The following is a 26022-nucleotide window of genomic DNA, read 5'->3' on the forward strand; positions in this document are numbered from 1 at the left end:
ATGGAGGCGCATTATAGGGATCCCATTTTTTAGCACAAGTGTTTTTTAGATCTTTTTTTTCGACTGCTGATTTTCCGCGCTTTTCGCTGAAATCCCGCCCGTTCTGCTTAAATATTGACGCATTTTGCCTTGCCTCGATCCAATAATATGATCAAGTCTTCCGTATAGCGCTCATCCTTAGAGGTAGTTATGTCTGCAGTGTTACGCCCTTATAAAGATCTGTTCCCCCAAAAAGGCGATCGCGTGATGATCGATGCCACCAGCGTAGTCATTGGTGATGTCCGAATGGCCGATGACGTCAGTATCTGGCCGCTCGTCGCCATCAGGGGAGATGTAAATTATGTGTCGATCGGTGCCCGTACCAATATTCAGGACGGTAGCGTTCTGCATGTTACGCACAAATCCTCTTATAACCCGGAGGGCAATCCCCTCATCATTGGAGAAGATGTTACCGTCGGACATAAAGTGATGCTTCACGGCTGCACTATCGGTAATCGGGTGCTTGTTGGCATGGGATCGATTTTGCTGGATGGCGTGATAGTAGAAGAAGACGTAATGATTGGGGCCGGTAGCCTGGTTCCGCAGAACAAACGTCTGGAAAGTGGTTATCTCTATCTGGGAAGCCCGGTAAAACAGATCCGCCCCCTGAAGGAGGCAGAGATCGAAGGATTAAAATACTCGGCGAACAACTACGTAAAATGGAAGAATGACTATTTGGATCAGGATAACCAAACCCAACCCTGATCGTCTTCCTGCTGCTCGCGGATTAAATCGCTGGCTTCCTCTTCCAGATCCCAGCGATTTTCGCAAAAAACGGCTATCGGGTCTGTGCCGCCAAAACGATGTAACAGCGCTTCTCCATGGATGGCACAGGTAAGCTGCATCCCCTGCACCAGCACCGGAAAACAGACCGCCTGCTTATGCTCATCCCAGCTCTCTCTGTCCGGGAAATGAATAGCCTGATTCACGCCGAAAGCTCCTGCTTTAGCTTTTCAATGACCGGCTCGACTGCAGGCAACACCCCGTGCCAGAGCAGTACCGCATGCGCAGCCTGCCCCACCAGCATTCCCAGCCCATCGGCTAACTGTTTCGCACCGTGTTGTTCGCACCAGTTCAGGAAGGGCGTATTCCCTTTCTGATAGAACATGTCATAGAAGTACATGTGCGCGCTGACCAGCGAAGCGGGGATCGCCGGGATTTCGCCACTGATGCCGCTGGATGTGGCATTAATGACAAGATCGAACTCACGTTCGGCAAGATCGTCAAGCGCGACCGCACTTACGCTGCCGGTATGCGCAAACAACGCCGCCAGCGCTTCTGCCCGGGAAAAAGTTCGGTTGGTAATGGTCACCGCACAGTCCAGAGAAAGCAGAGGTAACAGTACTCCCCGCGATGCGCCACCCGCACCAATCAGCAGGACCCGGAACCCAGGTTTAATAAACGACAGTCGTTCCAGATCGCTCAGCAAACCTATTCCGTCGGTGTTGTCGCCCAGAAGACGTCCGTCCTCAAGCTGTTTTAGGGTATTTACTGCACCAGCAAGAGAAGCGCGCTCGGTCAGTTCATCAGCACGTTCGAAAGCTTCCTCTTTAAAAGGAACCGTCACATTCGCACCTTTGCCACCTGCGGCGAAAAAAGCCTCGAGCGTTGGAATAAATGCATCTACCGGTGCCAGTACGCGGCCATAGGGATGATTTATCTGCAGCTGCTCCGCAAATTGCTGATGGATCAGCGGTGACTTGCTGTGTGCGATCGGATTACCAAAAACAGCATAGGTTTCCATGAGATTACCCCTGGCGAAAACGTTCGCCGGTCAAAGCGTCGCGAATTTCAGACGGATTCAGGCGCCCTCCCGTCTCTCCAACAGCAACCGGGAAGTCATTTCCGAACTGTGCCAGCACTTCTTCGGTTGTACGACAAGGTGGCAATCCGGTCAGGTTGGCGCTGGTTGAGACCAGCGGTTTACCAAATGCCAGGCAAAGCTCAACCACCAGAGGATGATCGGTGACGCGAACGGCGAGGGAATCAAAGCGTCCGGTCAGCCAGCGCGGTGTTGTCGGCTGCGCCGGGAAAACAAAGGTCACCGGTCCTGGCCATGCGGAGAAAATAGTCTCGCGCTGCGCCGGTGTCAGCATAGAGTCATCAATGTAGGGCTTAAGCTGCTCGTAATTCGCAGCTATCAAAATCAACCCTTTCTCTACGGGTCTTTGTTTTAAGGCAAGCAGGCGGCTCACAGCCGTCTCGCTGTCAGGATCGCAACCGACCCCAAAAACAGCTTCAGTTGGATAGGCGATGACTTTTTCATTTTTCAGCACGTCCACAGCATGCGCAATGGAGCCTGATGGCAGGTTATTATTCACTATTTTGATCCGCCGTAACCGGCTTTCCACATTGTTTGCTGGCGCAGAAGCGTTTCATACCTTGCGCCGTTTTCTTCTTGATAAGTAGCGGATAGTTGCAATGAGTGCAGATGCCCGCTACCGGTTTGAAATTGATAACGAACTGGCATTCAGGGTAGCGATCGCAGGAATGGAAGGTCTTACCATAGCGGGAACGGCGCTGTACCAGCTGACCGCGCTGACACTGAGGACACGCAATCGCCGTTTCATCAGGCTTATCAATTTGTTCCGTATGCTCACATTCCGGATAACGGCTACAGCCAATAAACATACCGAAACGGCCCTGACGTAGCGCTAGTTCACCACCACAAAGAGGACATAGCTGTCCTTCCAGAATTTTGACGATATGTCCATCCGCCTGGCTTTTCAGAGGACGGACATAATCACATTCCGGATAGTGTGAACAACCGAGAAACGGGCCGTGTTTCCCGGACCGAATAACAAGTTCAGCCCCGCACTGCGGGCAGGGCTCGTTTTTATGCACCGTGAATAGTGCTGATTTGGCCATAACAACTCTTGGTGCTACACATAGAATTAATGCAGCATACCTTCATTCACTTCAAAGAGTAATTCTTCCATTTGCTGATAGGCATTTTCACAGCCCGGGATATTAAACAGAACCATCAGAATCACCCATTTCAGATCTTCCAGTTCAAATTCTGCCGTATCCAGCGCCATGACACGCTCTATCACCATTTCTCTCGTTTCGAGGTTCAGCACCTGAATCTGCTCAAGGAATAAGATGAATCCCCGGCAGCTGGCGTCCAGCCTTTCACACTCTTCTGCGGTATAAATGCGTACTGACAACGGGTCAGAAGCAAGCTGCATCGGTTCGGCGAGGCCTTCCTGATAATCAGCCAGTTTTTCCAGCCACATCAACGCATTATAGATATCTTCCCGCTCAAACCCCGCATCGGTAAGATCCTGTGTCAATTTGTCCTGATCCACTCGCATTTCTGCTTCGTTATGGATGTAAGTCTCAAACAAATACATCAGTACGTCGAACATGGCATGCCCTCCTTAATCGGACATAGCCGCCGGGTACAGCTGCGATCCACCCTGCTAACTCCAGTTCGAGTAGCTGTGCTACCGTTACTGGCACAGGTTGGCCGGCACGTTCAGCGACAACGTCAACAGGTGTTACCTCATCTCCTACGTTAGCCAGGAGCTTGGGAAATGGCAATGCCACCTTTCCCTGATCTGATGAATAATGTCGCTTTTCGGGATCTTCCTGCAGACATTGCAAGCCATATTGCAAATTTTCAAGAATGTCCCGCGCTTCTGTTACCGGCGTCGCACCCTGCTTTATCAGCCAGTGTGGTCCTTCACACCCCGGGTTACCAATCGGGCCGGGTAAGGCGAAAACCTCCCTCCCCTGATCGAGCGCGCATCGTGCAGTGACCAGCGAGCCGCTTCGCACTGCAGCTTCAACGACCAATACACCCTGGCTAAGCCCGCTGATGATTCGATTACGACGCGGAAAGTTTGCCGGCCGGGGCTGAGCCGAAAGAGGGAACTCAGACACTATCGCCCCGTCAGCTTCGATAAGCCGCATAGCCAGCGCCTGATGCCGACGGGGATAAATGCTAAACAGGCCGTTCCCCAGTACGGCCACGCTACGCCCGTTTACAGACAGCGCGGCGTTGTGAGCAACACCGTCTATACCGCAGGCCAGTCCGCTGGTGATTGTGATACCACTTTGCGAAAGTTGTTCGCACAGAATTTTCCCCCATCGTTCTCCATACCATGACGGCGCACGGCTACCCACGACCGCCAGCTGGGCAGCATTAAGCGTTTCAGGGTTACCTTTTACGAATAATGCACCGGGATAATCAGGAATTGCGCGAAGTAAAGGAGGATAAAGCGGATGGGTTGCCGTCAATAAATGATTTCCCGGCTGCTCAAGCCACACCAGACTTCGCTCCAGCTCACCCTCATCTGGAGCAAAGAACCGTTCAGCCTGTTTTGCTGACAGCCCGGCGTCTCTGACAGCGGAAGCATCGATATTTTTTTGCTTGTGCAGCCGTGCAGCCGCTTCCAGCATTCCATCGCCACATAATGAACCTGTGTGTATTAGCCGTAGCCATATCTCGATAGACGTCATCCTTTCCCCCTGCCATAAGCGGCCTGCGCAATCATTGCGATTGGTCACTGATGCTGTCAATCGACCCGGGATTTGTCTAGAATAGAAGTAATATTCTTATCAACTCCTGAACACGACTCTGGAAATTTATGGCAGTTTTGCAAGTGTTACATATTCCGGACGAGCGCCTTCGCATCGTCGCTGAACCGGTTAAAGAAGTGAATGCAGAAATCCAGCGTATCGTTGATGATATGTTCGATACCATGTACGCCGAAGAAGGCATTGGCCTGGCGGCGACGCAGGTGGACATTCACAAGCGTATTATCGTGATCGACGTTTCTGAAAATCGCGATGAGCGGCTGGTGCTGATCAACCCTGAATTGCTTGAGAAGAGCGGTGAAACGGGCATTGAGGAAGGTTGTCTTTCTATTCCTGAACAGCGTGCGTTAGTGCCGCGTGCTGAGAAAGTGAAAATTCGCGCTCTGGATCGTGACGGTAATCCGTTCGAACTGGAGGCAGATGACCTGCTGGCGATTTGCATTCAGCATGAGATGGATCACCTGGTCGGTAAACTGTTTATCGATTATCTCTCGCCGTTGAAACAGCAGCGTATTCGTCAAAAAGTAGAGAAACTGGATCGTTTGCGCTCTCGCGCATAACGTCCCCCCGGATACAAGGATCATCGTGTCTAAAACACTACGTATTATCTTCGCGGGAACCCCTGATTTTGCAGCGCGTCATCTTGACGCGCTGTTATCTTCTGGTCACCAGGTTGTCGGCGTCTTTACCCAGCCGGACCGTCCGGCTGGTCGCGGTAAAAAACTGATGCCGAGCCCGGTAAAGGTGCTGGCAGAAGAGCATGGGCTTCCTGTTTTCCAGCCCGCATCCTTACGCCCTCAGGAAAATCAGCAGCTGGTTGCTGACCTGAACGCCGACGTAATGGTCGTGGTGGCTTACGGTTTAATTCTGCCAAAAGCGGTGCTTGATATGCCTCGTCTGGGTTGTATCAACGTGCACGGCTCCTTGCTCCCGCGCTGGCGTGGTGCGGCACCTATCCAGCGCTCCCTGTGGGCGGGCGATGCTGAAACCGGCGTCACAATCATGAAGATGGACGTAGGTTTAGACACTGGCGACATGCTGCATAAACTGGCGTGCCCTATTACTGCAGACGATACCAGCGCTACGCTGTATGACAAACTTGCAGGCCTTGGTCCGCAAGGGCTTATCGAGACGCTGCAGCAACTTGCTGATAATACGGCGAAGCCGGAAGTTCAGGATGAGACGCTGGTGACGTATGCTGAAAAACTGAGTAAAGAAGAAGCCCGGCTCGACTGGTCCTTGTCTGCCGCTCAACTTGAACGCTGCATCCGCGCTTTTAATCCGTGGCCGATGAGCTGGATGGAGATTGATGAGCAGCCAGTGAAAGTCTGGAAAGCGTCAGTCATTAATGGCAATACAGCTGCTGAACCCGGCACGATTATCGACGCCAGCAAGAACGGAATCCAGGTTGCGACAGCAGAAGGGATCCTGAATCTTGAATCGCTGCAACCGGCCGGTAAGAAAGCCATGAGCGCTCAGGATCTATTAAATTCCCGTCGCGAATGGTTTATACCGGGTAATCGTCTTGCCTAATCCAATATATGCTTAAAGCCCGGTGTTTCCGGGCATTTTTATTTTTATAGTTATGAAAAAACAAAATCTACGCAGTATGGCGGCCAAAGCCGTTGAGCAGGTTATCGAGCAGGGCCAGTCATTGAGTAACATCCTGCCTCCCCTGCAACAAAAGGTATCTGATAAAGACAAAGCTCTGCTCCAGGAACTCTGCTTTGGCGTCCTGCGCACCCTTTCTCAGCTTGAGTGGCTCATTAATAAGCTGATGTCGCGCCCAATGACTGGCAAACAGCGCACCGTACATTATTTGATTATGGTGGGGTTTTATCAGCTTCTTCATACCCGCATTCCACCTCACGCCGCGCTGGCTGAAACGGTGGAAGGTGCCGTTGCGATTAAACGCCCTCAGTTGAAAGGGCTGATCAACGGCGTACTGCGTCAGTTCCAGCGTCAGCAGGATGAGCTACTGGCTGAATTTGCAGAAAGCGAAACACGTTTTCTGCACCCGGACTGGCTGCTGAATCGCCTTAAAAAAGCGTATCCGCAGCAATGGCAAAACATTGCCGAAGCGAATAATCAACGCCCACCGATGTGGTTACGCGTCAACCGTAATCACCACACCCGTGACGCATGGCTGGCATTACTGGAAGAAACCGGAATGAGTGGATTCACGCATGCAGCCTATCCGGATGCCGTGCGTTTAGCCTCCCCTGCACCGGTACATGCTTTACCTGGTTTTGATGAAGGTTGGGTGACCGTACAGGATGCCTCGGCTCAGGGTTGCATGACCTGGCTTGAACCAGCAAACGGGGAACAGATCCTCGATCTTTGCGCCGCGCCTGGCGGAAAAACAACGCACATTCTTGAAGTGGCTCCGCAGGCCAGCGTAATGGCCGTGGATGTCGATGAGCAGCGCCTGTCACGCGTCTACGACAACCTCAAGCGTCTGGGCATGAAGGCTCAGGTTAAGCAGGGCGACGGACGCAAGCCCGCAGAATGGTGTGGTGAAACCCAGTTTGACCGCATTTTGCTGGATGCGCCCTGCTCTGCAACAGGCGTGATTCGTCGCCATCCGGATATCAAGTGGCTGCGCCGCGATCGCGATATCAAGGAACTTGCCCAACTGCAATCGGACATACTTGACGCAATCTGGCCACATCTAAAACCCGGCGGCACGCTGGTTTATGCAACCTGCTCCGTATTGCCAGAAGAAAACAGCCAGCAAATCGCGGCCTTCCTTAAACGTACCCCGGACGCAACGCTGCGCGATACGGGAACGCCTGAATGCCCGGGTCAGCAAAACCTGCCGGGCGCGGAAGAAGGCGATGGCTTCTTTTACGCTAAGCTAATCAAAGAGTGATGTTGAGAACAGGTCACGAGATATGAAAATTATCATTCTGGGCGCAGGACAAGTGGGCGGAACGTTGGCGGAAAACCTGGTTGGCGAAAACAACGACATCACAATCGTTGATACCAACGGGGATCGTCTGCGCGTTTTACAGGACAAATTTGACCTTCGCGTTGTGCAGGGCCATGGCTCACACCCGCGCGTGCTACGCGAGGCGGGCGCCGACGATGCAGACATGCTCGTTGCGGTGACCAGTTCTGACGAAACCAATATGGTGGCCTGTCAGGTGGCCTACTCGCTTTTCAACACCCCTAACCGAATCGCGCGCATCCGTTCTCCGGACTATGTCCGCGATGCTGAGAAGCTCTTTAATTCAGAAGCGGTTCCTATTGACCATCTCATCGCGCCAGAACAGCTGGTTATCGACAATATCTATCGTCTGATCGAATATCCAGGCGCACTGCAGGTGGTGAACTTTGCCGAAGGTAAGGTCAGTCTTGCCGTCGTTAAGGCCTATTACGGCGGCCCGTTGATCGGCAATGCGCTTTCCACAATGCGTGAGCACATGCCGCATATCGATACACGCGTTGCCGCCATTTTCCGCCACGACAGACCTATTCGTCCTCAAGGCTCCACGATTGTCGAAGCGGGGGATGAGGTCTTCTTCATTGCGGCCTCTCAGCATATTCGTGCGGTGATGAGTGAGTTGCAGCGTCTCGAAAAGCCTTATAAACGCATTATGCTGGTCGGCGGTGGCAATATCGGCGCGGGCCTGGCGCGAAGGCTGGAAAAAGACTACAGCGTGAAATTGATCGAGCGCGATCAACAGCGTGCTTCTGAGCTGGCGGAAAAACTGCAAAATACGATCGTATTTTATGGCGACGCGTCGGATCAGGAATTATTGGCTGAAGAGCATATTGATCAAGTTGATCTCTTTATTGCCGTCACGAACGATGACGAGGCGAATATTATGTCCGCCATGCTCGCCAAACGTATGGGAGCAAAGAAGGTCATGGTGCTTATCCAGCGCAAGGCGTATGTCGACCTGGTTCAGGGCAGCGTTATTGATATTGCCATTTCACCGCAGCAGGCGACCATTTCCGCTCTGCTGAGCCATGTACGTAAAGCGGACATTGTCGGCGTTTCATCTCTGCGTCGCGGGGTGGCAGAAGCCATTGAAGCGGTAGCTCATGGAGATGAAACCACGTCACGCGTTGTGGGCCGCGCCATCGACGAAATTAAGCTGCCGCCGGGCACTATTATCGGCGCCGTAGTGCGCGGGAATGATGTCATGATCGCCAATGATAATTTGCGTATTGAGCAAGGCGACCACGTAATTATGTTCCTTACCGATAAAAAATTTATTACCGACGTCGAACGTTTATTCCAGCCTAGTCCATTCTTCCTTTAATACGTCGGGGCTCTCAATAGAGCCCCCGCACTTTACCCTCTTTATTTCTGTGCCTTTTATTTTCATAACGTTTAATTATCCCGAATGGCAATTGGCTAATCATTTGTTAAACTTATAGTCGTCAGCTGGCACAAGGAGAACATAATGAGTTTTATTAAAGAATTTCGCGAATTTGCGATGCGCGGGAACGTGGTTGATTTGGCTGTGGGTGTCATTATTGGTGCGGCATTCGGCAAGATTGTTTCATCATTAGTAGCGGACATCATCATGCCACCTTTAGGGCTGCTAATCGGGGGCATTGATTTCAAACAGTTCGCGTTCACGCTGCGTGAAGCCCAGGGTGATATCCCGGCAGTAGTAATGCACTACGGCGTGTTTATCCAGAACGTATTTGATTTCGTGATTGTGGCGTTTGCTATCTTTATGGCTATCAAGCTGATTAACCGGCTCAACCGTAAAAAAGAAGAGCCAGCAGCAGCGCCTGCACCAACGAAAGAAGAAGTGTTACTGAGTGAAATTCGCGATCTGTTAAAAGAGCAGAATAACCGCGTTTAATCAGCAGTTAAAAACAGGAAGGCCAGTGGTAAATAAGCGCTTCGCTTGCTTGCCACTGGCCTCCCAGTTACCCCGTTTTGCATGTTTGTCTTTACGCAGATAACTCCCCTTCCCTTTTTTATTCTTTTCAACGCGCTGTCGAAAAAGCGGGTCGTGAAGTAAAGCCTCGATGGCATTATCTTTAATTTGTCCCTTCGTGTGCTGATAGCGGCTCATAATTTCTCCTGAGCATGGTTTATGACGACGGAAGTCTAGACCCGAGTAGATTAAAAATCAACATCCCCGAGTTTCTCCACTGGCTCCCTGTTCAAGGGCTTCCAGAATTGAACAATAAATACTGCTATGAGTCGTTCCGCAGCAGGCATCATTCAACCTTTGCAAAGAGCGCTGCATGGTTTGCAGTTCCAGAATACGGGCTTCAACTTCTTCAAGCCGGGCTTGCACGATGCTTTTGGATTCCTGACAAGTGTGATGCTCAGGATCGATGCGGATCGATAATAACTCGCGGATCGAATCAAGCGTGAAGCCAAGCTGTCGGGCGTAGCGTATGAATCTCAGACGTTGCAGATCGTTATCGGTATAAAGCCGAAAGCCGCCTTCCGTGCGTACCTCATGATCGATCATCTGCTGCTTTTCGTAATATCGGATAGTGTCCGGCGTTACGTTCGCGAGCTTTGCAAGTTCACCGATACGGTACATCGCTACTCCTCGTTTATCTTCTTCATCAATATTTCACCGTATTCCCCATGCAGGAATTCCGTGCTCATTCCTGCCTGGCGCAGCTTGAGCTCGATCAGAGCAAGCCTGCGGCTAAGTTCTTTATGTCGAGGATCGTCCTGGCGGATCCCTTTTAGCAGATCGACAAGTTCAACAGCCTCTCTGCGCTGCTCAAGCTCGGGCGGGAGGCAGCCAGCATTTTTTAGCAAACGGTATCCAGCCCGGAGTTCAGGCGCAATATGCGAATCATCTTCAAGTTCAAGAGGTTCGCCGCGCCCGGGAAGATTGTCGAAATCGCCTTTATTTTGGGCATCGCGAATATGGCGTTCTGCCCACTGGTCAAGCAACCACATCATCAGCTCCAGGGGATGAACAAAATTAATACAGGTATTGTAGAGAAGTGGGGATAACGCGGATATAAAAAAACCCGCCGAGGCGGGTTTTTTTACGTTACTGCAGATTACTCTGCAGCAGCTTCTGCTTTCTCTGAACGATCAACCAGCTCGATGTAAGCCATCGGCGCGTTGTCGCCTGCACGGAAACCACACTTCAGAATGCGAGTGTAACCACCGGCACGGCTCGCGAAACGCGGGCCCAGTTCGTTAAACAGTTTTGCCACGATCTCGTTATCACGAGTACGGGCGAATGCCAGACGACGATTAGCAACGCTGTCAGTCTTGGCAAGAGTAATCAGCGGCTCAACTACGCGACGCAGCTCTTTCGCTTTAGGCAGGGTCGTCTTGATGATTTCATGACGAACCAGTGAACCTGCCATGTTGCGGAACATAGCCTGGCGATGGCTGCTGTTGCGGTTCAGTTGACGACCACTCTTACGATGGCGCATGACCTTATCCTTCTCAGTAAAACCTTAACCTGTGATCCGGTTACTCGTCAGCAATGCTTGCCGGTGGCCAGTTTTCCAGGCGCATGCCCAGAGACAGACCACGTGAAGCCAGCACGTCTTTAATCTCGGTAAGAGATTTTTTACCCAGGTTCGGCGTTTTCAGCAACTCAACCTCGGTACGCTGTACCAGATCACCGATATAGTGGATAGCTTCTGCCTTGAGGCAGTTAGCAGAGCGGACAGTCAATTCGAGATCGTCAACAGGGCGCAGCAGGATCGGATCGAATTCTGGTTTCTCTTCTTTCACTTCTGGCTGACGTACATCACGTAAGTCAACGAAAGCTTCCAGTTGTTCTGCCAGGATGGTTGCCGCACGACGAATCGCCTCTTCAGGATCGATTGTGCCGTTGGTTTCCATTTCGATGACCAGCTTGTCCAGGTCGGTACGCTGTTCTACACGCGCTGCTTCAACATTGTAGGCAATACGCTCTACAGGGCTGTAGCATGCGTCGACCAGCAGACGGCCGATTGGGCGCTCATCTTCTTCCGAATGAATTCGGGCAGAAGCCGGCACATAACCACGACCGCGCTGAACTTTGATACGCATGCTAATAGCTGCGTTCTCATCGGTCAGGTGGCAGATCACGTGCTGCGGCTTGACGATTTCAACATCACCGTCGTGGGTGATGTCGGCTGCAGTCACAGGGCCAATGCCAGATTTATTCAGAGTAAGAATAACTTCATCTTTACCCTGAACTCTCACCGCCAGCCCTTTCAGGTTGAGCAGGATTTCAAGGATATCTTCCTGAACGCCTTCTTTGGTGCTGTACTCATGAAGTACACCATCAATCTCAACCTCGGTCACCGCGCAACCCGGCATCGATGAGAGCAGAATACGGCGCAGTGCGTTACCCAGAGTATGGCCAAAGCCACGCTCTAAAGGCTCAAGGGTCACCTTGGCGTGCGTCGAACTCACTTGCTCGATATCTACCAGGCGCGGTTTTAGAAACTCTGTCACAGAACCCTGCATTGTGTCCTCTCTTTGGTACTAAGCTTTACTTGGAGTAAAGCTCGACGATCAGGTGTTCGTTAATGTCCGCAGACAGATCAGAACGCTCAGGCTGACGCTTGAACGTACCTTCCATCTTGCCAGCATCAACTTCCAGCCAGGTTGGCTTTTCACGCTGCTCAGCCAGCTCCAGAGCGGCCTTCACGCGAGATTGCTTTTTCGCTTTCTCACGAATGCTAACAACGTCATTCGCTTTAACCTGATAAGAAGCGATGTTAACAACACGACCGTTTACCATGATTGCTTTGTGGCTAACCAGCTGACGTGATTCAGCACGAGTAGCGCCGAAGCCCATACGGTATACAACGTTGTCCAGACGACCTTCCAGCAGAGCCAGCAGGTTTTCACCTGTGTTGCCTTTCAGACGTGCTGCTTCTTTATAGTAGTTACGGAACTGACGCTCCAGCACACCGTACATACGGCGAACTTTTTGCTTTTCACGCAACTGCACACCATAGTCAGACAGACGCGGTTTACGCGCACCGTGCTGGCCAGGAGCTTGTTCAATTTTACACTTGGTATCGATCGCGCGAACGCCAGACTTAAGGAATAAGTCGGTGCCCTCACGACGGCTCAGCTTGAGCTTAGGACCCAAATATCTTGCCATTTTCTATCTCCAACTAACCTAAAAAACGAGCGTTATACGCGACGTTTTTTCGGCGGACGACAACCGTTATGAGGGATCGGAGTCACATCAGTAATATTCGTGATGCGGAAACCAGCGGCGTTCAGAGCGCGAACAGTAGATTCACGACCCGGACCCGGACCTTTAACCATAACTTCCAGATTCTTGATGCCGTATTCTTTTACGGCTTCAGCGCAACGCTCTGCTGCAACCTGAGCTGCGAACGGAGTGGATTTGCGAGAACCACGGAAACCGGAACCACCGGCTGTTGCCCAACCCAATGCGTTACCCTGACGATCAGTAATAGTAACGATGGTGTTGTTGAAAGAAGCATGGATATGAGCCACGCCGTCAGAGACTTGTTTTCTTACACGTTTACGTGCACGAACTGGTGCCTTTGCCATTATTCAATCACCCCGATTATTTCTTGATCGGTTTGCGCGGACCCTTACGGGTACGTGCGTTGGTCTTAGTACGCTGACCGCGCACTGGCAGACCACGACGATGACGCAAACCGCGATAGCAACCAAGATCCATCAGGCGCTTGATGCTCATGCTGATTTCACGGCGCAGATCACCTTCAACGACAAATTTGGCAACTTCGTCACGCAGCGTGTCGATTTGTCCTTCAGACAGCTCACTGATCTTAACATCTTCAGCGATACCCGCTGCAGCCAGGATGGCTTTAGAACGGGTCTTGCCGATGCCGTAGATCGAAGTTAATGCGATCACAGCATGTTTCTGATCAGGAATGTTAATGCCTGCTATACGGGCCACTATGCACTCCTACTATTTAATATGTACGCACCATGCTGAAAAGCCCGTTTTCAGGATACTCAAATGGAAACGTACAGACATACAAAAGATTGGCTGGCTAATCTAGCCAGCTCAACCCAACTTTGCAAGAAAAATATGCGAAATAATCAGCCTTGGCGCTGTTTATGCTTCGGCTCGGCACTGCAAATCACACGGATGACACCATCACGCTTAACGATTTTGCAGTTACGGCATAATTTCTTGACGGAAGCACGAACTTTCATTTTTACTCTCCGTAACTTCTCAGGCGACCAATTAGCGGCCGTAGCCTTTCAGGTTCGCCTTCTTCAATGCAGACTCATACTGACTGGACATCATCAGAGTTTGCACTTGAGCCATAAAGTCCATAATCACGACAACAACGATAAGCAGTGAGGTCCCACCGAAGTAGAACGGTACTTTCATTGCATCACGCATGAACTCCGGGATCAGGCAGATAAAAGTAATATAAAGCGCACCAACCAAAGTCAGGCGGGTCATTACTTTATCGATATACTTCGCCGTTTGCTCTCCCGGACGAATTCCTGGTACAAATGCACCGGACTTCTTCAGGTTATCTGCTGTTTCACGCGGGTTGAAGACCAACGCCGTGTAGAAGAAACAGAAGAAGATGATCGCAGACGCATAGAGTAACACATAAAGTGGTTGCCCAGGCTGCAAATACAGCGAAATTGTTGTCAGCCAGTTCCAACCAGTACCGCCCCCGAACCATGACGCGATGGTTGCCGGGAACAGAATAATACTGGAAGCGAAGATAGCCGGGATAACCCCCGCCATATTCACTTTCAGCGGTAAATGTGTGCTCTGTGCAGCATAGACACGACGACCCTGCTGACGCTTAGCGTAGTTCACCACAATGCGGCGTTGACCACGTTCAACGAAGACAACAAAGAACGTCACTGCAAATACTAATACTGCAACCAACAGCAACAGGAGGAAGTGCAGGTCGCCTTGACGCGCTTGCTCGATAGTATGGGCGATGGCCGGCGGGAGTCCCGCAACGATACCGGCGAAGATAATGATTGAGATACCGTTACCGATACCACGCTCAGTAATCTGTTCGCCGAGCCACATCAGGAACATCGTCCCTGTGACCAGACTAACAACAGCGGTGAAATAGAATGCAAAGCCTGGGTTTAATACCAGGCCCTGCATACCAGGCATATTCGGCAGACCGGTAGCAATACCGATCGACTGGAATATTGCCAGCACCAGAGTACCGTAACGGGTGTACTGACTAATCTTACGACGTCCAGACTCCCCTTCTTTCTTCAGCTCTGCCAGGGCCGGATGAACGACCGTCAGCAGCTGGATAATAATCGATGCCGAAATGTACGGCATAATACCCAGAGCAAAGATAGAAGCACGGCTGAGAGCACCACCAGAGAACATGTTGAACATTTCAATGATGGTGCCTCGCTGTTGCTCAAGCAGTTTGGCAAGTACAGCGGCATCGATACCAGGGATCGGAATAAAAGAGCCAATACGGAACACAATCAGCGCGCCGATAACAAACAGCAGTCTGCGTTTCAGCTCGCCAAATCCACCTTTGGCACTTTGAAAATCTAATCCCGGTTGCTTAGCCATCTGCTACTTATTCCTCAATTTTACCGCCAGCAGCTTCGATAGCAGCACGAGCACCTTTAGTAACACGCAGGCCACGAACAGTTACCGGAGTAGAAACTTCACCAGACAGGATCACTTTCGCAAACTCGATCTGAATACCGATAATGTTAGCCGCTTTCAGCGTGTTCAGGTCTACAACGCCGCCTTCAACTTTCGCCAGGTCAGACAGACGGATTTCCGCTGTGATCGCTGCTTTGCGAGAGGTGAAGCCGAACTTCGGCAGACGACGGTACAGTGGCATCTGGCCACCCTCGAAACCGCGACGTACGCCACCGCCAGAACGAGAGTTCTGACCTTTGTGACCACGACCACCGGTTTTGCCGAGGCCAGAACCGATACCACGACCCAGGCGTTTACCCGCCTTTTTAGAGCCTTCGGCCGGAGACAGAGTATTTAAACGCATCTCTTACTCCTCAACTTTAACCATGAAGTAAACCGCGTTGACCATACCACGAACAGCAGGAGTATCCTCGCGCTCAACGGTATGACCAATACGACGCAGACCCAGGCCAAGCAGCGTTGCCTTGTGTTTCGGCAGACGACCGATTGCACTGCGGGTTTGAGTGATTTTAATAGTCTTTGCCATGGTCAATTACCCCAGAATTTCTTCAACGGATTTACCACGCTTGGCAGCGACCATTTCTGGAGAATTCATATTTTCCAGGCCATCAATAGTTGCACGAACCACGTTGATCGGGTTGGTGGAACCATATGCTTTAGCCAGAACGTTATGAACCCCAGCAACTTCCAGAACGGCGCGCATTGCACCACCGGCGATGATACCGGTACCTTCTGAAGCTGGCTGCATGAATACACGAGAACCCGTGTGAACACCTTTAACTGGGTGCTGCAGGGTGCCGTTGTTCAGCGCGACGTTAATCATATTGCGACGGGCTTTTTCCATCGCTTTCTGGATCGCTGCTGGAACTTCACGCGCTTTACCGTAACCAAAACCAACGCGACCGTTACCATCGCCTACTACAGTCAGAGCTGTGAAGGAGAAAATACGACCACCTTTAACGGTTTTAGATACGCGGTTTACCGCGATCAGCTTTTCCTGCAGTTCGCCAGCCTGTTTTTCGATGTGAGCCATCTTACACCTCTACCTTAGAACTGAAGGCCAGCTTCACGGGCAGCATCTGCCAGTGCCTGGACACGACCATGATATTGGAACCCGGAACGGTCAAAGGAAACATTGCTGATGCCTTTTTCCAGAGCGCGTTCTGCAACAGCTTTACCTACAGCTGCAGCGGCGTCTTTGTTACCGGTGTACTTCAATTGTTCTGAGATAGCTTTTTCTACAGTAGAAGCAGCTACCAGAACTTCAGAACCGTTCGGTGCAATTACCTGTGCGTAAATATGACGCGGGGTACGATGTACCACCAGGCGAGTTGCACCCAGCTCTTTGAGCTTGCGGCGTGCGCGGGTCGCACGACGGATACGAGCAGATTTCTTATCCATAGTGTTACCTTACTTCTTCTTAGCCTCTTTGGTACGCACGACTTCGTCGGCGTAACGAACACCCTTGCCTTTGTAAGGCTCAGGACGACGGTAGGCGCGCAGATCTGCTGCAACCTGACCGATCAGCTGTTTATCAGCGCCTTTCAGCACGATTTCAGTTTGAGTCGGACATTCTGCAGTGATACCGGCCGGCAGCGGATGCTCAACAGGGTGTGAGAAGCCCAGAGACAGGCCTACTGCATTCCCTTTGATAGCTGCACGATAACCTACACCAACCAGCTGAAGCTTTTTAGTGAAGCCTTCGGTAACACCAACAACCATTGAGTTCAGCAGGGCACGCGCGGTACCAGCCTGAGCCCATCCATCCACGAAACCATCACGTGGACCGAAGGTCAGAGCGTTATCTGCATGTTTAACTTCAACAGCTTTGTTGAGGGTACGAGTCAGCTCGCCGTTTTTACCTTTGATCGTAATAACCTGACCGTCGATTTTTACATCAACGCCGGCAGGAATAACGACCGGTGCTTTAGCAACACGAGACATTCTTTCCTCCGATTAGGCTACGTAGCAGATAATTTCGCCACCAAGACCAGCTTGGCGCGCTGCACGATCAGTCATAACACCTTTAGAGGTAGAAACAACTGCGATACCAAGGCCAGCCATAACTTTTGGCAGCTCATCTTTTTTCTTATAGATGCGCAGACCTGGGCGGCTGACACGCTGAATGCTTTCTACAACAGCTTTACCCTGGAAATACTTGAGAGTAAGTTCCAGTTCCGGCTTGGTGTCGCCTTCAACTTTAAAATCTTCGATAAAACCTTCTTCCTTCAGCACGTTGGCAATTGCCACTTTCAGCTTGGCGGAAGGCATGGTGACCGCAACTTTGTTCGCGGCCTGACCGTTACGGATACGGGTCAGCATATCCGCGATCGGATCTTGCATGCTCATCTGTCTTTACTCCCGTGATTCAATTGGTAATTACCAGCTAGCCTTTTTCAAGCCTGGCACTTCACCGCGCATGGCGGCTTCACGCAGTTTGATACGGCTCAACCCAAACTTGCCCACATAACCATGTGGACGACCTGTTTGACGACAGCGGTTACGCTGACGAGACGGGCTGGAATCACGCGGCAGAGACTGCAGCTTGAGAACCGCATTCCAACGATCTTCGTCGGAAGCGTTCACATCAGAAATGATCGCTTTCAGTTCAGCGCGTTTAGCGAAGAATTTATCAGCTAAAGCTACGCGCTTTACTTCGCGTGCTTTCATTGATTGCTTAGCCATTCAGTAACCCTACCTTACTTGCGGAACGGGAAGTCAAAGGCAGCCAGCAGAGCACGGCCTTCTTCGTCAGATTTCGCAGTAGTGGTAATGGTAATATCCAAACCACGCACGCGGTCGACTTTATCGTAGTCGATTTCTGGGAAGATGATCTGCTCACGGACACCCATGCTGTAGTTACCACGACCGTCGAAAGACTTCGCGGACAGGCCACGGAAGTCACGGATACGTGGAACAGCAATAGTGATCAGGCGCTCAAAGAACTCCCACATGCGTTCGCCACGCAGAGTTACTTTACAGCCGATCGGATAGCCCTGACGGATTTTGAAGCCTGCAACAGATTTGCGTGCTTTGGTGATCAGCGGTTTTTGACCGGAGATTGCTGTCAGATCAGCTGCTGCGTTATCCAGCAGTTTCTTGTCAGCGATCGCTTCACCAACACCCATGTTCAGGGTGATCTTCTCGACCCGAGGGACTTGCATGACAGAATTGTAGTTAAACTCGGTCATGAGTTTCTTAACTACTTCGTCTTTGTAGTAATCATGCAGTTTCGCCATCGTACTACTCCAAATTACTTGATAGTTTCGCTGTTAGACTTGAAGAAACGGACTTTTTTGCCGTCTTCGAATCTAAAGCCTACACGGTCAGCCTTACCGGTAGCCGCATTGAAGATTGCAACGTTAGAAACCTGAATAGCAGCTTCTTTTTCAACGATGCCGCCTGGTTGGTTCAGGGCCGGAACCGGCTTCTGATGTTTCTTAACCAGGTTGATACCTTCAACGACAAGTTTGCCGGAAGACAGAACATTTTTTACTTTACCGCGTTTACCTTTATCTTTACCGGTTAACACGATAACTTCGTCATCACGACGGATTTTCGCTGCCATGATTCGCTCCTTAGAGTACTTCTGGTGCCAGAGAGATAATTTTCATGAACTTCTCAGTACGAAGTTCACGAGTTACCGGCCCAAAGATACGCGTGCCGATAGGCTGCTCGCTGTTATTGTTTAAAATAACGCATGCATTACCATCGAAGCGAATGACAGAACCGTCAGGGCGACGAACACCCTTCTTGGTGCGCACCACTACCGCCTTCAGCACATCACCTTTTTTGACCTTACCACGTGGAATTGCTTCCTTGATGGTGATCTTGATGATGTCGCCTACGCCTGCGTAGCGACGGTGCGAGCCACCCAGAACCTTGATACACATTACGCGACGTGCACCGGAGTTGTCGGCGACGTTCAGCATAGTCTGTTCTTGGATCATTTTAGTGCTCCGCTAATGTCAACTACTACCTGAGACTCTAAAATCAGAGCCGTTAAAAAGCCCCATATCGAGGGCGCGGCATTATAACACCGCTTCTGCAATATGGGTAGAAAAAATAAACGGCTCATCGCTGAGCCGTTTATTCGTATTGAGAAGGCGTACTGTATTACAGAACCGCTTTCTCTACAACGCGAACCAGCGTCCAGGACTTAGTCTTGGACAGTGGACGGCATTCACGGATTTCAACCTTGTCGCCGATACCACATTCGTTGTTCTCGTCATGTACGTGCAGTTTGGTCGTACGCTTGATGAATTTACCGTAGATCGGGTGTTTCACAATACGTTCGATAGCTACAACAATGGATTTCTCCATTTTGTCGCTAACAACACGACCTTGCAGAGTACGGATTTTATCGGTCATTACGCACCCGCCTTCTGAGTCAGTAAAGTCTTAACGCGTGCAACATTGCGACGCACTTGCTTCAGCAGGTGAGTCTGTTGCAGCTGGCCACTTGCAGCCTGCATGCGCAGGTTGAACTGCTCACGCAGCAGGTTCAGCAGCTCAGCGTTCAGCTCTTCAACGCTTTTTTCACGCAGCTCTTTTGCTTTCATTACATCACCGTCTTAGTTACAAAGGTGGTTTTGATAGGCAGTTTCGCTGCTGCCAGGCCGAAGGCTTCACGGGCCAGCTCTTCCGGAACACCGTCCATTTCATAAAGGACTTTGCCCGGTTGGATCAAGGCAACCCAGTACTCCACGTTACCTTTACCTTTACCCATACGAACTTCCAGTGGCTTCTCGGTGATCGGTTTGTCCGGGAATACACGGATCCAGATCTTACCTTGACGCTTAACTGCACGGGTCATTGCACGACGTGCTGCTTCGATCTGACGTGCAGTCAGACGACCACGGCCAACAGCTTTCAGACCGAAAGTGCCGAAGCTAACATCCGTACCCTGCGCCAGACCACGGTTGCGGCCTTTGTGCACTTTACGGAATTTTGTACGCTTTGGTTGTAACATCAGCGACGCTCCTTATTTACGGCCTTTACGCTGCTGCTTTTTAGGTTGAGCAGCCGGTTTTTCCGGTTGTTCAACAGCAGCCATACCACCCAGGATCTCACCTTTGAAGATCCATACCTTAACGCCGATTACACCGTAAGTGGTGTGCGCTTCAGAGGTGTTGTAGTCGATGTCAGCACGCAGAGTGTGCAGCGGTACGCGACCTTCACGGTACCATTCGGTACGTGCGATTTCCGCGCCGCCCAGACGGCCGCTAACTTCAACTTTGATACCTTTAGCGCCCAGACGCATTGCGTTCTGTACAGCACGCTTCATAGCACGACGGAACATAACACGACGTTCCAGCTGAGAAGTGATGCTGTCAGCAACCAATTTAGCGTCCAGTTCAGGCTTACGAACTTCAGCGATATTGATCTGTGCAGGAACGCCAGCGATATCCGCTACGACCTTGCGCAGTTTTTCTACGTCTTCGCCTTTCTTACCGATAACGATGCCAGGACGAGCAGTGTGAATAGTCACACGGATGCTCTTCGCTGGACGCTCGATAACGATACGAGATACAGACGCTTTAGCCAGTTCCTTAGTCAGGTACTGACGTACTTTAAAATCGCTGTCCAGGTTGTCAGCGAATTCTTTGGTGTTCGCAAACCAGGTAGAGTTCCATGGTTTTACAATACCCAGGCGAATACCATTAGGATGTACTTTCTGACCCATTGCTAGTCTCCAGAGTCTCAGCGATCGGACACAACCACAGTAATGTGGCTGGTGCGCTTCAGGATGCGATCTGCACGACCTTTCGCACGCGGCATAATGCGCTTCATGCTTGGGCCTTCATCTACGAAAATTTTCGCGACTTTCAGATCGTCGATGTCAGCGCCATCGTTGTGTTCAGCGTTAGCAATGGCAGATTCCAGTACTTTCTTGACCAATACCGCAGCTTTCTTGTTGGTATAGGTCAGGATGTCCAGGGCCTGCGACACTTTCTTACCGCGAATCAGGTCAGCAACAAGGCGAACCTTCTGTGCAGAAGAACGAGCATGGCGATGTTGAGCTAAAGTTTCCATCTCTTCCTCCTACCTTATTTCTTCTTCGCTTTTTTATCAGCAGCGTGGCCGCGATAAGTACGAGTCGGTGCGAATTCACCCAGTTTGTGACCAACCATTTCGTCGGTAACAAAGACTGGAACGTGCTGACGACCATTATGGACAGCGATGGTCAAACCGATCATGTTAGGAAAGATCGTTGAACGACGGGACCAAGTGCGCAGGGGCTTCTTGTCTCCGCTTTCCACCGCTTTCTCTACCTTCTTCAGCAAGTGCAGGTCAATAAAAGGACCTTTCTTGAGAGAACGTGGCATGGCTTATCCTCTAAAATTATTTGCTACGGCGACGTACGATAAATTTATCAGTACGCTTGTTGCTGCGGGTCTTCTTACCTTTGGTCTGAACGCCCCACGGAGTTACCGGGTGCTTACCAAAGTTACGACCTTCACCACCACCATGTGGGTGGTCGACTGGGTTCATCGCAGTACCGCGAACGGTAGGACGAACACCACGCCAGCGTGCAGCACCAGCTTTACCCAGAACGCGCAGCATATGCTCAGCATTGCCAACTTCGCCCAGAGTAGCGCGGCAGTCTGCTTCGACTTTACGCATTTCACCAGAACGCAGACGCAGGGTGACATAAGCACCGTCACGCGCAACGATCTGAACGTAAGTACCAGCGGAACGTGCCAGCTGACCGCCTTTACCTGGTTTCATTTCTACGTTATGAACGGTAGAACCAACCGGGATATTGCGCATCGGCAGGGTGTTGCCTGCTTTGATTGCAGCATCAACGCCAGACTGAATCTGGTCGCCAGCTTTCAGGCCTTTAGGGGCCAGGATGTAACGGCGTTCGCCGTCTTTGTACAGAACCAGCGCGATGTTCGCGGAACGGTTCGGATCGTACTCAAGACGTTCAACAACTGCTGGGATACCGTCTTTGTTGCGTTTGAAGTCAACAATACGATAAGCCTGCTTGTGGCCACCACCGATGTGACGAGTGGTGATACGGCCATTGTTGTTACGACCACCGGATTTGCTGTTTTTTTCCAGCAACGGAGCAAAAGGTTTGCCCTTGTGCAGCTCAGGGTTAACCACTTTAACTACGTGGCGACGACCCGGAGATGTCGGTTTACATTTAACAACTGCCATTGTATTACTCCTCCGACTTACTCAGCGCCGCCAACGAAGTCCAGGTTCTGGCCTTCTTTCAGGGTGACGTAAGCTTTTTTCCAGTCGCTACGACGACCGATACGCTGTCCGTGACGTTTAACTTTCCCTTTAACTACCAGGGTGTTAACGACTTCGACTTCGACTTCAAACAGTTTCTGCACAGCAGCTTTGATCTCTGCTTTGGTCGCGTCTTTAGCAACTTTGAGAACGATGGTGTTTGTTTTTTCCATCGCAGTAGACGCTTTTTCAGAAACGTGCGGTGCGCGAAGCACCTTCAGCAGACGTTCTTCACGAATCATGCCAGCATCTCCTCAACTTGCTTAACAGCATCAGCAGTCATTACGACTTTGTCGAAGGCGATCAGGCTAACCGGGTCGATACCAGTCGCATCGCGTACGTCAACCTTGTGCAGGTTACGTGCGGCCAGGAACAGGTTCTCGTCCAGCTCACCGGTGATGATCAGCACATCTTCCAGAGCCATGTCTTTCAGTTTCTGTGCCAGCAGCTTAGTTTTAGGCGCTTCAACAGAGAACTTCTCGACAACGATCAGACGATCCTGACGTACCAGTTCGGACAGGATGCTTTTCAGCGCGCCGCGGTACATCTTTTTGTTAACTTTTTGACTGTGGTCCTGTGGACGCGCAGCGAAGGTCACGCCACCTGAACGCCAGATCGGGCTCTTGATAGAACCTGAACGCGCACGGCCGGTACCTTTCTGGCGCCATGGCTTTTTGCCAGAACCAGTTACTTCAGCACGAGTCTTCTGAGCACGAGTACCCTGACGAGCACCAGCTGCATAAGCAACAACAACCTGGTGAACCAGCGCTTCGTTGAAATCACGACCGAAGGTAGTTTCGGAAACAGTCAGCGCGCTCTGCGCGTCTTTCAATACTAATTCCATTGCTATCCCCTTACGCCTTCACAGCTGGTTTAACGATCAGGTCGCTACCGGTTGCACCCGGGACCGCACCTTTAACCAGCAGCAGGTTGCGCTCAGCGTCAACACGTACTACGTCCAGGCTCTGAACGGTTACACGTTCGTTACCCAGCTGACCTGCCATTTTCTTGCCTTTGAACACTTTGCCCGGAGTCTGGTTCTGACCGATAGAACCCGGAACGCGGTGAGACAAGGAGTTACCGTGAGTAGCGTCCTGGGTACGGAAGTTCCAGCGCTTAACGGTACCAGCAAAACCTTTACCTTTAGAGGTACCGGTTACGTCAACTTTTTTAACGTCAGCAAACAGCTCAACGCTAATGTCCTGACCTACGGTGAACTCTTCGCCTTCAGCAAGACGGAATTCCCACAGACCACGGCCAGCTTCTACGCCAGCTTTAGCGAAGTGACCCGCTTCTGGTTTGGTTACACGGTTAGCTTTTTTAGCACCAGTGGTAACCTGAATAGCGCGGTAGCCATCGTTAGCCAGATCTTTAACCTGAGTAACGCGGTTTGCTTCAACTTCGATTACGGTTACTGGGATAGAAACGCCATCTTCAGTGAAGATGCGGGTCATACCCACTTTTTTACCGACTAAACCAATCATTGTTTCAACCTCTCAATCGCTCGATGACCTGATTAACCCAGGCTGATCTGCACGTCTACACCGGCAGCCAGATCCAGACGCATCAGAGCATCAACGGTTTTCTCAGTTGGCTCAACGATGTCAACCAGACGCTTGTGAGTGCGGATTTCGTACTGATCGCGCGCGTCTTTGTTGACGTGCGGGGAGATCAGAACGGTGAAGCGCTCTTTGCGGGTCGGCAGCGGGATCGGACCACGGACTTGCGCACCAGTGCGCTTAGCAGTCTCGACGATTTCCGCGGTTGATTGATCGATCAGACGATGATCAAACGCTTTAAGGCGGATACGGATTCTTTGGTTCTGCATGAGACCAGAGCTCCAATTATTTTATAAACGAAAATGATTACTCCTCAAACCCATTACGATTGATGGGAGAGTGTAACCGTTCTTACGTAGCCCCCCAATTGGGAGCATTGTTGAGTAACAAAATGAGCTACTCTGGTTCTGATTGAACCCGCCGTCAATTACGACAAGCCCGCGCATTATACGTAAATCAGAGAAAGACGCAAGTGCCGTTTAGAAATTAAGCGTCAAAGGCTCAGTATGCGTAGGACTGCGCAACTTTTTACGCCGTATATCCTTTCTGAATTTTTTTATTTGAAGCCGCTACGCAATTGCTGTTTTTGTGCGTTGCCGGACAGGCAGATTGTAACGAGTATGCGCTCAAAACCTTTTGAGGCCTTTTCCATGCTAACCACCCTCCCCTTCCTGATGATCTATTTTTCTCTGACGGCCTTACTCGTACGCGCTGATATTCGCGACGGTTTGCTGCCCGATAAATTTCTCTGCCCGTTGCTCTGGACGGGCCTGCTCTACCAGGTCTTTATCCATCCTGATTTTCTGCCGAGTGCCGTAATGGGAGCGGTGGCTGGATATCTTGGTTTTGCCACGATTTACTGGGGCTATCGGCTTATCTGCCGGCGGGAAGGAATGGGATATGGCGATGTGAAGTATCTGGCAGGACTTGGTGCGTGGCATGGCTGGTGCATACTGCCTAAACTGGCGTTACTCGCCGCGCTTATGGCGCTGCTTTGCATTCTTGTTTTTTCATTTCTCACCTCAGATAAAGGAGCATTAAAAAACCCACTGCCTTTTGGACCATTTCTGGCAGCAGCGGGTTTATGCGTTGGATGGGAAAATCTGATTAATTTTCCACTTTGATCTGAGACTGTAGGTAGTTTTGAAGTCCAATTTTGCTAATGAGATCCAGCTCGGTTTCCAGCCAGTCAATGTGGCCTTCTTCATCGGCAAGGATCTGGATCATCATATCGCGGCTCACATAGTCATGGACGCTGTCAGCATAAGCAATGGCTTCGCGCAGATCTTTCGCACCTTCCAGCTCCAGCCGGAGGTCAGAACGCAGCATCTCTTCGACATCCTCACCGATGCCCAGCTTGCCGAGATCCTGCAGGTTTGGGATGCCTTCAAGGAATAAGATACGCTCGATGTATTTATCAGCGTGTTTCATCTCATCTATAGATTCATGGTACTCAACGTCATTCAGACGTGTCAGACCCCAGTTTTTAAACATTCTCGCGTGAAGAAAGTACTGGTTGATTGCGACAAGCTCATTTCCCAATAATTTATTGAGATAACTTATGATTTTAACATCACCTTTCATTATATAGTCCCTCCGCTTCCACTCATTGAAGCGTAGAACGGGCTACGGGGATGTCAAAAAAAAGATAGAGGCTTACGCGATCTCTTTGAATTCCGGGATCTGCATCAGTTCGTCCTGCATGATCTCACGCGCTGTGCGAACGCATTTACCGCATTGATTTCCCACCGGAACAAATTTGCGAAGCTGCTGGAAAGATTGTGGCTGAAACTGGCGAACGGCCTGACGAATTTTTTTGTCGCTTACACCATTACATAAACAAACGTACATAGAGACTCCCGTTCAAAATATGCGCAAAGTGTAAGTGAGAATGGTTATGATTACAATAGCACATACGCCAGGATACGGGCCGGGAGCGGTTAAAAAATGCGAAATTTTGTGACAAGGAAAGGTACAGAAAACAAAAAAGGACGCCGAAGCGTCCTTTTTTATTCAGGGATAATTAATTAGCCCAGAACTTTAGCAACAACGCC

The 26022-nt window shown here is 50.8% G+C and carries 46 protein-coding genes; 7 read left to right on the plus strand and 39 right to left on the minus strand.

The genetic code is table 11. The features are described from left to right. The first annotated feature begins 189 nt into the window (after window positions 1-189). The gene (locus IM265_RS21600) at window positions 190-744 is read left to right on the plus strand and encodes a gamma carbonic anhydrase family protein (protein WP_028014623.1); all 555 of its coding nucleotides are present in this window, start codon (window positions 190-192) and stop codon (window positions 742-744) included. Here the strand turns inward: IM265_RS21600 and IM265_RS21605 are convergent. Genes IM265_RS21605 through dprA form a run of 6 tightly spaced genes read right to left on the minus strand, consistent with a single transcriptional unit; the run spans window position 720 to window position 4503 of the window. Beyond that, on the minus strand, window positions 720-968 hold the full coding sequence (locus IM265_RS21605; RefSeq protein ID WP_028014624.1) for a DUF1488 domain-containing protein: 249 nt from the start codon (window positions 966-968) through the stop codon (window positions 720-722). The two genes, IM265_RS21600 and IM265_RS21605, sit on opposite strands and share 25 nt — an antisense overlap. Continuing rightward, window positions 965-1783, minus strand: coding sequence for a shikimate dehydrogenase (gene aroE, locus IM265_RS21610; protein WP_063944206.1), 819 nt, complete (start codon window positions 1781-1783; stop codon window positions 965-967). Before aroE ends, IM265_RS21605 begins: the two co-directional genes overlap by 4 nt. 4 nt (window positions 1784-1787) lie before the next feature. Next, window positions 1788-2360 (minus strand): L-threonylcarbamoyladenylate synthase type 1 TsaC, encoded by a 573-nt coding sequence (tsaC, locus tag IM265_RS21615; RefSeq protein WP_045630331.1) that lies wholly within the window; start codon window positions 2358-2360, stop codon window positions 1788-1790. After that, window positions 2353-2907, minus strand: coding sequence for a type I DNA topoisomerase (locus tag IM265_RS21620; RefSeq protein ID WP_182035589.1), 555 nt, complete (start codon window positions 2905-2907; stop codon window positions 2353-2355). Before IM265_RS21620 ends, tsaC begins: the two co-directional genes overlap by 8 nt. A gap of 26 nt (window positions 2908-2933) precedes the next feature. Further along, window positions 2934-3407, minus strand: a complete 474-nt coding sequence (gene smg, locus IM265_RS21625; RefSeq protein WP_008503477.1) for a DUF494 family protein Smg — start codon at window positions 3405-3407, stop codon at window positions 2934-2936. Then, window positions 3379-4503 carry a DNA-protecting protein DprA gene (dprA, locus tag IM265_RS21630; protein WP_182035590.1) on the minus strand — a complete coding sequence of 375 codons (1125 nt, stop codon included), beginning with the start codon at window positions 4501-4503 and terminating at the stop codon, window positions 3379-3381. Before dprA ends, smg begins: the two co-directional genes overlap by 29 nt. 128 nt (window positions 4504-4631) lie before the next feature. On the opposite strand from dprA, the gene def reads away from it, so the two are divergent. From def to mscL, 5 genes are all read left to right on the plus strand, one after another. Further along, window positions 4632-5141, plus strand: coding sequence for a peptide deformylase (def, locus tag IM265_RS21635; protein ID WP_006812188.1), 510 nt, complete (start codon window positions 4632-4634; stop codon window positions 5139-5141). A 25-nt stretch (window positions 5142-5166) separates the two neighbouring features. Continuing rightward, complete coding sequence (fmt, locus tag IM265_RS21640; protein ID WP_045630328.1) at window positions 5167-6114, plus strand: methionyl-tRNA formyltransferase; 948 nt, start codon at window positions 5167-5169, stop codon at window positions 6112-6114. Between the two features lie 52 nt (window positions 6115-6166). Continuing rightward, entirely contained in the window at window positions 6167-7453 is a 1287-nt protein-coding gene (gene rsmB / locus IM265_RS21645; protein ID WP_063155175.1) for a 16S rRNA (cytosine(967)-C(5))-methyltransferase RsmB, read from the plus strand. A 22-nt stretch (window positions 7454-7475) separates the two neighbouring features. Further along, complete coding sequence (gene trkA, locus IM265_RS21650) at window positions 7476-8852, plus strand: Trk system potassium transporter TrkA (protein WP_014885463.1); 1377 nt, start codon at window positions 7476-7478, stop codon at window positions 8850-8852. A 144-nt stretch (window positions 8853-8996) separates the two neighbouring features. Next, window positions 8997-9407, plus strand: a complete 411-nt coding sequence (gene mscL, locus IM265_RS21655) for a large-conductance mechanosensitive channel protein MscL (RefSeq protein ID WP_028014631.1) — start codon at window positions 8997-8999, stop codon at window positions 9405-9407. Here mscL and IM265_RS21660 read toward each other — a convergent pair whose 3' ends face one another. The 31 genes from IM265_RS21660 to rpsJ all read right to left on the minus strand — a co-directional run bounded on the left by IM265_RS21660 (window position 9408) and on the right by rpsJ (window position 24237). Then, window positions 9408-9623, minus strand: coding sequence for an alternative ribosome-rescue factor A (locus IM265_RS21660; protein ID WP_063438076.1), 216 nt, complete (start codon window positions 9621-9623; stop codon window positions 9408-9410). A gap of 57 nt (window positions 9624-9680) precedes the next feature. Next, entirely contained in the window at window positions 9681-10106 is a 426-nt protein-coding gene (gene zntR, locus IM265_RS21665; protein WP_193055503.1) for a Zn(2+)-responsive transcriptional regulator, read from the minus strand. A gap of 2 nt (window positions 10107-10108) precedes the next feature. Next, on the minus strand, window positions 10109-10477 hold the full coding sequence (locus IM265_RS21670; RefSeq protein WP_193055505.1) for a DUF1992 domain-containing protein: 369 nt from the start codon (window positions 10475-10477) through the stop codon (window positions 10109-10111). Between the two features lie 107 nt (window positions 10478-10584). After that, the gene (gene rplQ, locus IM265_RS21675; protein WP_001216368.1) at window positions 10585-10968 is read right to left on the minus strand and encodes a 50S ribosomal protein L17; all 384 of its coding nucleotides are present in this window, start codon (window positions 10966-10968) and stop codon (window positions 10585-10587) included. Between the two features lie 40 nt (window positions 10969-11008). After that, entirely contained in the window at window positions 11009-11998 is a 990-nt protein-coding gene (gene rpoA, locus IM265_RS21680) for a DNA-directed RNA polymerase subunit alpha (RefSeq protein WP_002919219.1), read from the minus strand. 25 nt (window positions 11999-12023) lie between these two features. After that, the gene (gene rpsD, locus IM265_RS21685) at window positions 12024-12644 is read right to left on the minus strand and encodes a 30S ribosomal protein S4 (protein ID WP_004868345.1); all 621 of its coding nucleotides are present in this window, start codon (window positions 12642-12644) and stop codon (window positions 12024-12026) included. A gap of 32 nt (window positions 12645-12676) precedes the next feature. Beyond that, entirely contained in the window at window positions 12677-13066 is a 390-nt protein-coding gene (rpsK, locus tag IM265_RS21690; RefSeq protein ID WP_003863312.1) for a 30S ribosomal protein S11, read from the minus strand. Window positions 13067-13082: 16 nt separating this feature from the next. Next, window positions 13083-13439 (minus strand): 30S ribosomal protein S13, encoded by a 357-nt coding sequence (gene rpsM, locus IM265_RS21695; protein WP_013099021.1) that lies wholly within the window; start codon window positions 13437-13439, stop codon window positions 13083-13085. Window positions 13440-13585: 146 nt separating this feature from the next. Next, on the minus strand, window positions 13586-13702 hold the full coding sequence (gene rpmJ, locus IM265_RS21700) for a 50S ribosomal protein L36 (RefSeq protein ID WP_000868187.1): 117 nt from the start codon (window positions 13700-13702) through the stop codon (window positions 13586-13588). Window positions 13703-13733: 31 nt separating this feature from the next. Then, window positions 13734-15065, minus strand: a complete 1332-nt coding sequence (gene secY / locus IM265_RS21705; RefSeq protein ID WP_003863305.1) for a preprotein translocase subunit SecY — start codon at window positions 15063-15065, stop codon at window positions 13734-13736. A gap of 7 nt (window positions 15066-15072) precedes the next feature. Then, the gene (gene rplO / locus IM265_RS21710; protein WP_014885468.1) at window positions 15073-15507 is read right to left on the minus strand and encodes a 50S ribosomal protein L15; all 435 of its coding nucleotides are present in this window, start codon (window positions 15505-15507) and stop codon (window positions 15073-15075) included. Between the two features lie 3 nt (window positions 15508-15510). Continuing rightward, entirely contained in the window at window positions 15511-15690 is a 180-nt protein-coding gene (gene rpmD / locus IM265_RS21715; protein WP_003863301.1) for a 50S ribosomal protein L30, read from the minus strand. Window positions 15691-15696: 6 nt separating this feature from the next. Further along, a complete protein-coding gene (rpsE, locus tag IM265_RS21720) occupies window positions 15697-16197 on the minus strand; it encodes a 30S ribosomal protein S5 (protein WP_003863299.1) in 501 nt (166 codons plus the stop codon). Window positions 16198-16211: 14 nt separating this feature from the next. After that, window positions 16212-16565, minus strand: a complete 354-nt coding sequence (rplR, locus tag IM265_RS21725; protein WP_003863297.1) for a 50S ribosomal protein L18 — start codon at window positions 16563-16565, stop codon at window positions 16212-16214. A gap of 9 nt (window positions 16566-16574) precedes the next feature. Continuing rightward, entirely contained in the window at window positions 16575-17108 is a 534-nt protein-coding gene (gene rplF, locus IM265_RS21730; RefSeq protein WP_003863296.1) for a 50S ribosomal protein L6, read from the minus strand. A gap of 12 nt (window positions 17109-17120) precedes the next feature. After that, window positions 17121-17513, minus strand: a complete 393-nt coding sequence (gene rpsH, locus IM265_RS21735; protein WP_006178918.1) for a 30S ribosomal protein S8 — start codon at window positions 17511-17513, stop codon at window positions 17121-17123. Between the two features lie 30 nt (window positions 17514-17543). Beyond that, complete coding sequence (gene rpsN / locus IM265_RS21740) at window positions 17544-17849, minus strand: 30S ribosomal protein S14 (RefSeq protein WP_003863291.1); 306 nt, start codon at window positions 17847-17849, stop codon at window positions 17544-17546. A 14-nt stretch (window positions 17850-17863) separates the two neighbouring features. Beyond that, complete coding sequence (gene rplE, locus IM265_RS21745; protein WP_001096202.1) at window positions 17864-18403, minus strand: 50S ribosomal protein L5; 540 nt, start codon at window positions 18401-18403, stop codon at window positions 17864-17866. A 14-nt stretch (window positions 18404-18417) separates the two neighbouring features. Next, a complete protein-coding gene (gene rplX / locus IM265_RS21750) occupies window positions 18418-18732 on the minus strand; it encodes a 50S ribosomal protein L24 (protein ID WP_003863287.1) in 315 nt (104 codons plus the stop codon). A 10-nt stretch (window positions 18733-18742) separates the two neighbouring features. Continuing rightward, on the minus strand, window positions 18743-19114 hold the full coding sequence (gene rplN, locus IM265_RS21755) for a 50S ribosomal protein L14 (RefSeq protein ID WP_002919748.1): 372 nt from the start codon (window positions 19112-19114) through the stop codon (window positions 18743-18745). Between the two features lie 166 nt (window positions 19115-19280). Then, the gene (gene rpsQ / locus IM265_RS21760; RefSeq protein ID WP_008503489.1) at window positions 19281-19535 is read right to left on the minus strand and encodes a 30S ribosomal protein S17; all 255 of its coding nucleotides are present in this window, start codon (window positions 19533-19535) and stop codon (window positions 19281-19283) included. Beyond that, window positions 19535-19726 (minus strand): 50S ribosomal protein L29, encoded by a 192-nt coding sequence (gene rpmC / locus IM265_RS21765; protein ID WP_003863282.1) that lies wholly within the window; start codon window positions 19724-19726, stop codon window positions 19535-19537. The genes rpsQ and rpmC overlap by 1 nt, the downstream gene beginning before the upstream one ends. Next, window positions 19726-20136: a 50S ribosomal protein L16 gene (gene rplP, locus IM265_RS21770; protein WP_002919759.1), complete on the minus strand. Its 411-nt coding sequence runs from the start codon at window positions 20134-20136 to the stop codon at window positions 19726-19728. The genes rpmC and rplP overlap by 1 nt, the downstream gene beginning before the upstream one ends. 12 nt (window positions 20137-20148) lie before the next feature. Continuing rightward, window positions 20149-20850: a 30S ribosomal protein S3 gene (gene rpsC / locus IM265_RS21775; protein WP_000529945.1), complete on the minus strand. Its 702-nt coding sequence runs from the start codon at window positions 20848-20850 to the stop codon at window positions 20149-20151. A 17-nt stretch (window positions 20851-20867) separates the two neighbouring features. Continuing rightward, complete coding sequence (gene rplV / locus IM265_RS21780) at window positions 20868-21200, minus strand: 50S ribosomal protein L22 (protein WP_002919773.1); 333 nt, start codon at window positions 21198-21200, stop codon at window positions 20868-20870. A 14-nt stretch (window positions 21201-21214) separates the two neighbouring features. Further along, window positions 21215-21493, minus strand: coding sequence for a 30S ribosomal protein S19 (gene rpsS / locus IM265_RS21785; protein WP_001138117.1), 279 nt, complete (start codon window positions 21491-21493; stop codon window positions 21215-21217). Between the two features lie 16 nt (window positions 21494-21509). Next, window positions 21510-22331 carry a 50S ribosomal protein L2 gene (gene rplB / locus IM265_RS21790; protein WP_000301859.1) on the minus strand — a complete coding sequence of 274 codons (822 nt, stop codon included), beginning with the start codon at window positions 22329-22331 and terminating at the stop codon, window positions 21510-21512. Window positions 22332-22348: 17 nt separating this feature from the next. Beyond that, complete coding sequence (rplW, locus tag IM265_RS21795; protein ID WP_000617546.1) at window positions 22349-22651, minus strand: 50S ribosomal protein L23; 303 nt, start codon at window positions 22649-22651, stop codon at window positions 22349-22351. Then, window positions 22648-23253, minus strand: coding sequence for a 50S ribosomal protein L4 (rplD, locus tag IM265_RS21800; RefSeq protein ID WP_000424395.1), 606 nt, complete (start codon window positions 23251-23253; stop codon window positions 22648-22650). The genes rplW and rplD overlap by 4 nt, the downstream gene beginning before the upstream one ends. A gap of 10 nt (window positions 23254-23263) precedes the next feature. Further along, window positions 23264-23893 (minus strand): 50S ribosomal protein L3, encoded by a 630-nt coding sequence (rplC, locus tag IM265_RS21805; RefSeq protein ID WP_003863274.1) that lies wholly within the window; start codon window positions 23891-23893, stop codon window positions 23264-23266. Window positions 23894-23925: 32 nt separating this feature from the next. Further along, window positions 23926-24237 (minus strand): 30S ribosomal protein S10, encoded by a 312-nt coding sequence (rpsJ, locus tag IM265_RS21810; protein ID WP_001181005.1) that lies wholly within the window; start codon window positions 24235-24237, stop codon window positions 23926-23928. Window positions 24238-24618: 381 nt separating this feature from the next. Between rpsJ and IM265_RS21815 the strand changes: the two genes are divergently transcribed. Beyond that, window positions 24619-25092 carry an A24 family peptidase gene (locus IM265_RS21815; RefSeq protein WP_188246100.1) on the plus strand — a complete coding sequence of 158 codons (474 nt, stop codon included), beginning with the start codon at window positions 24619-24621 and terminating at the stop codon, window positions 25090-25092. On the opposite strand, the gene bfr is transcribed toward IM265_RS21815, so the two are convergent. Next, window positions 25076-25552 carry a bacterioferritin gene (gene bfr, locus IM265_RS21820; protein ID WP_028014636.1) on the minus strand — a complete coding sequence of 159 codons (477 nt, stop codon included), beginning with the start codon at window positions 25550-25552 and terminating at the stop codon, window positions 25076-25078. The genes IM265_RS21815 and bfr overlap by 17 nt on opposite strands. A gap of 72 nt (window positions 25553-25624) precedes the next feature. Next, window positions 25625-25819, minus strand: coding sequence for a bacterioferritin-associated ferredoxin (bfd, locus tag IM265_RS21825; protein ID WP_193055504.1), 195 nt, complete (start codon window positions 25817-25819; stop codon window positions 25625-25627). Window positions 25820-26022: the final 203 nt, after the last annotated feature.

The sequence above is a fragment of the Enterobacter cloacae complex sp. P17RS genome (genome assembly GCF_014895885.1).
GTDB classification, from domain to species: Bacteria; Pseudomonadota; Gammaproteobacteria; order Enterobacterales; family Enterobacteriaceae; genus Enterobacter; species Enterobacter bugandensis.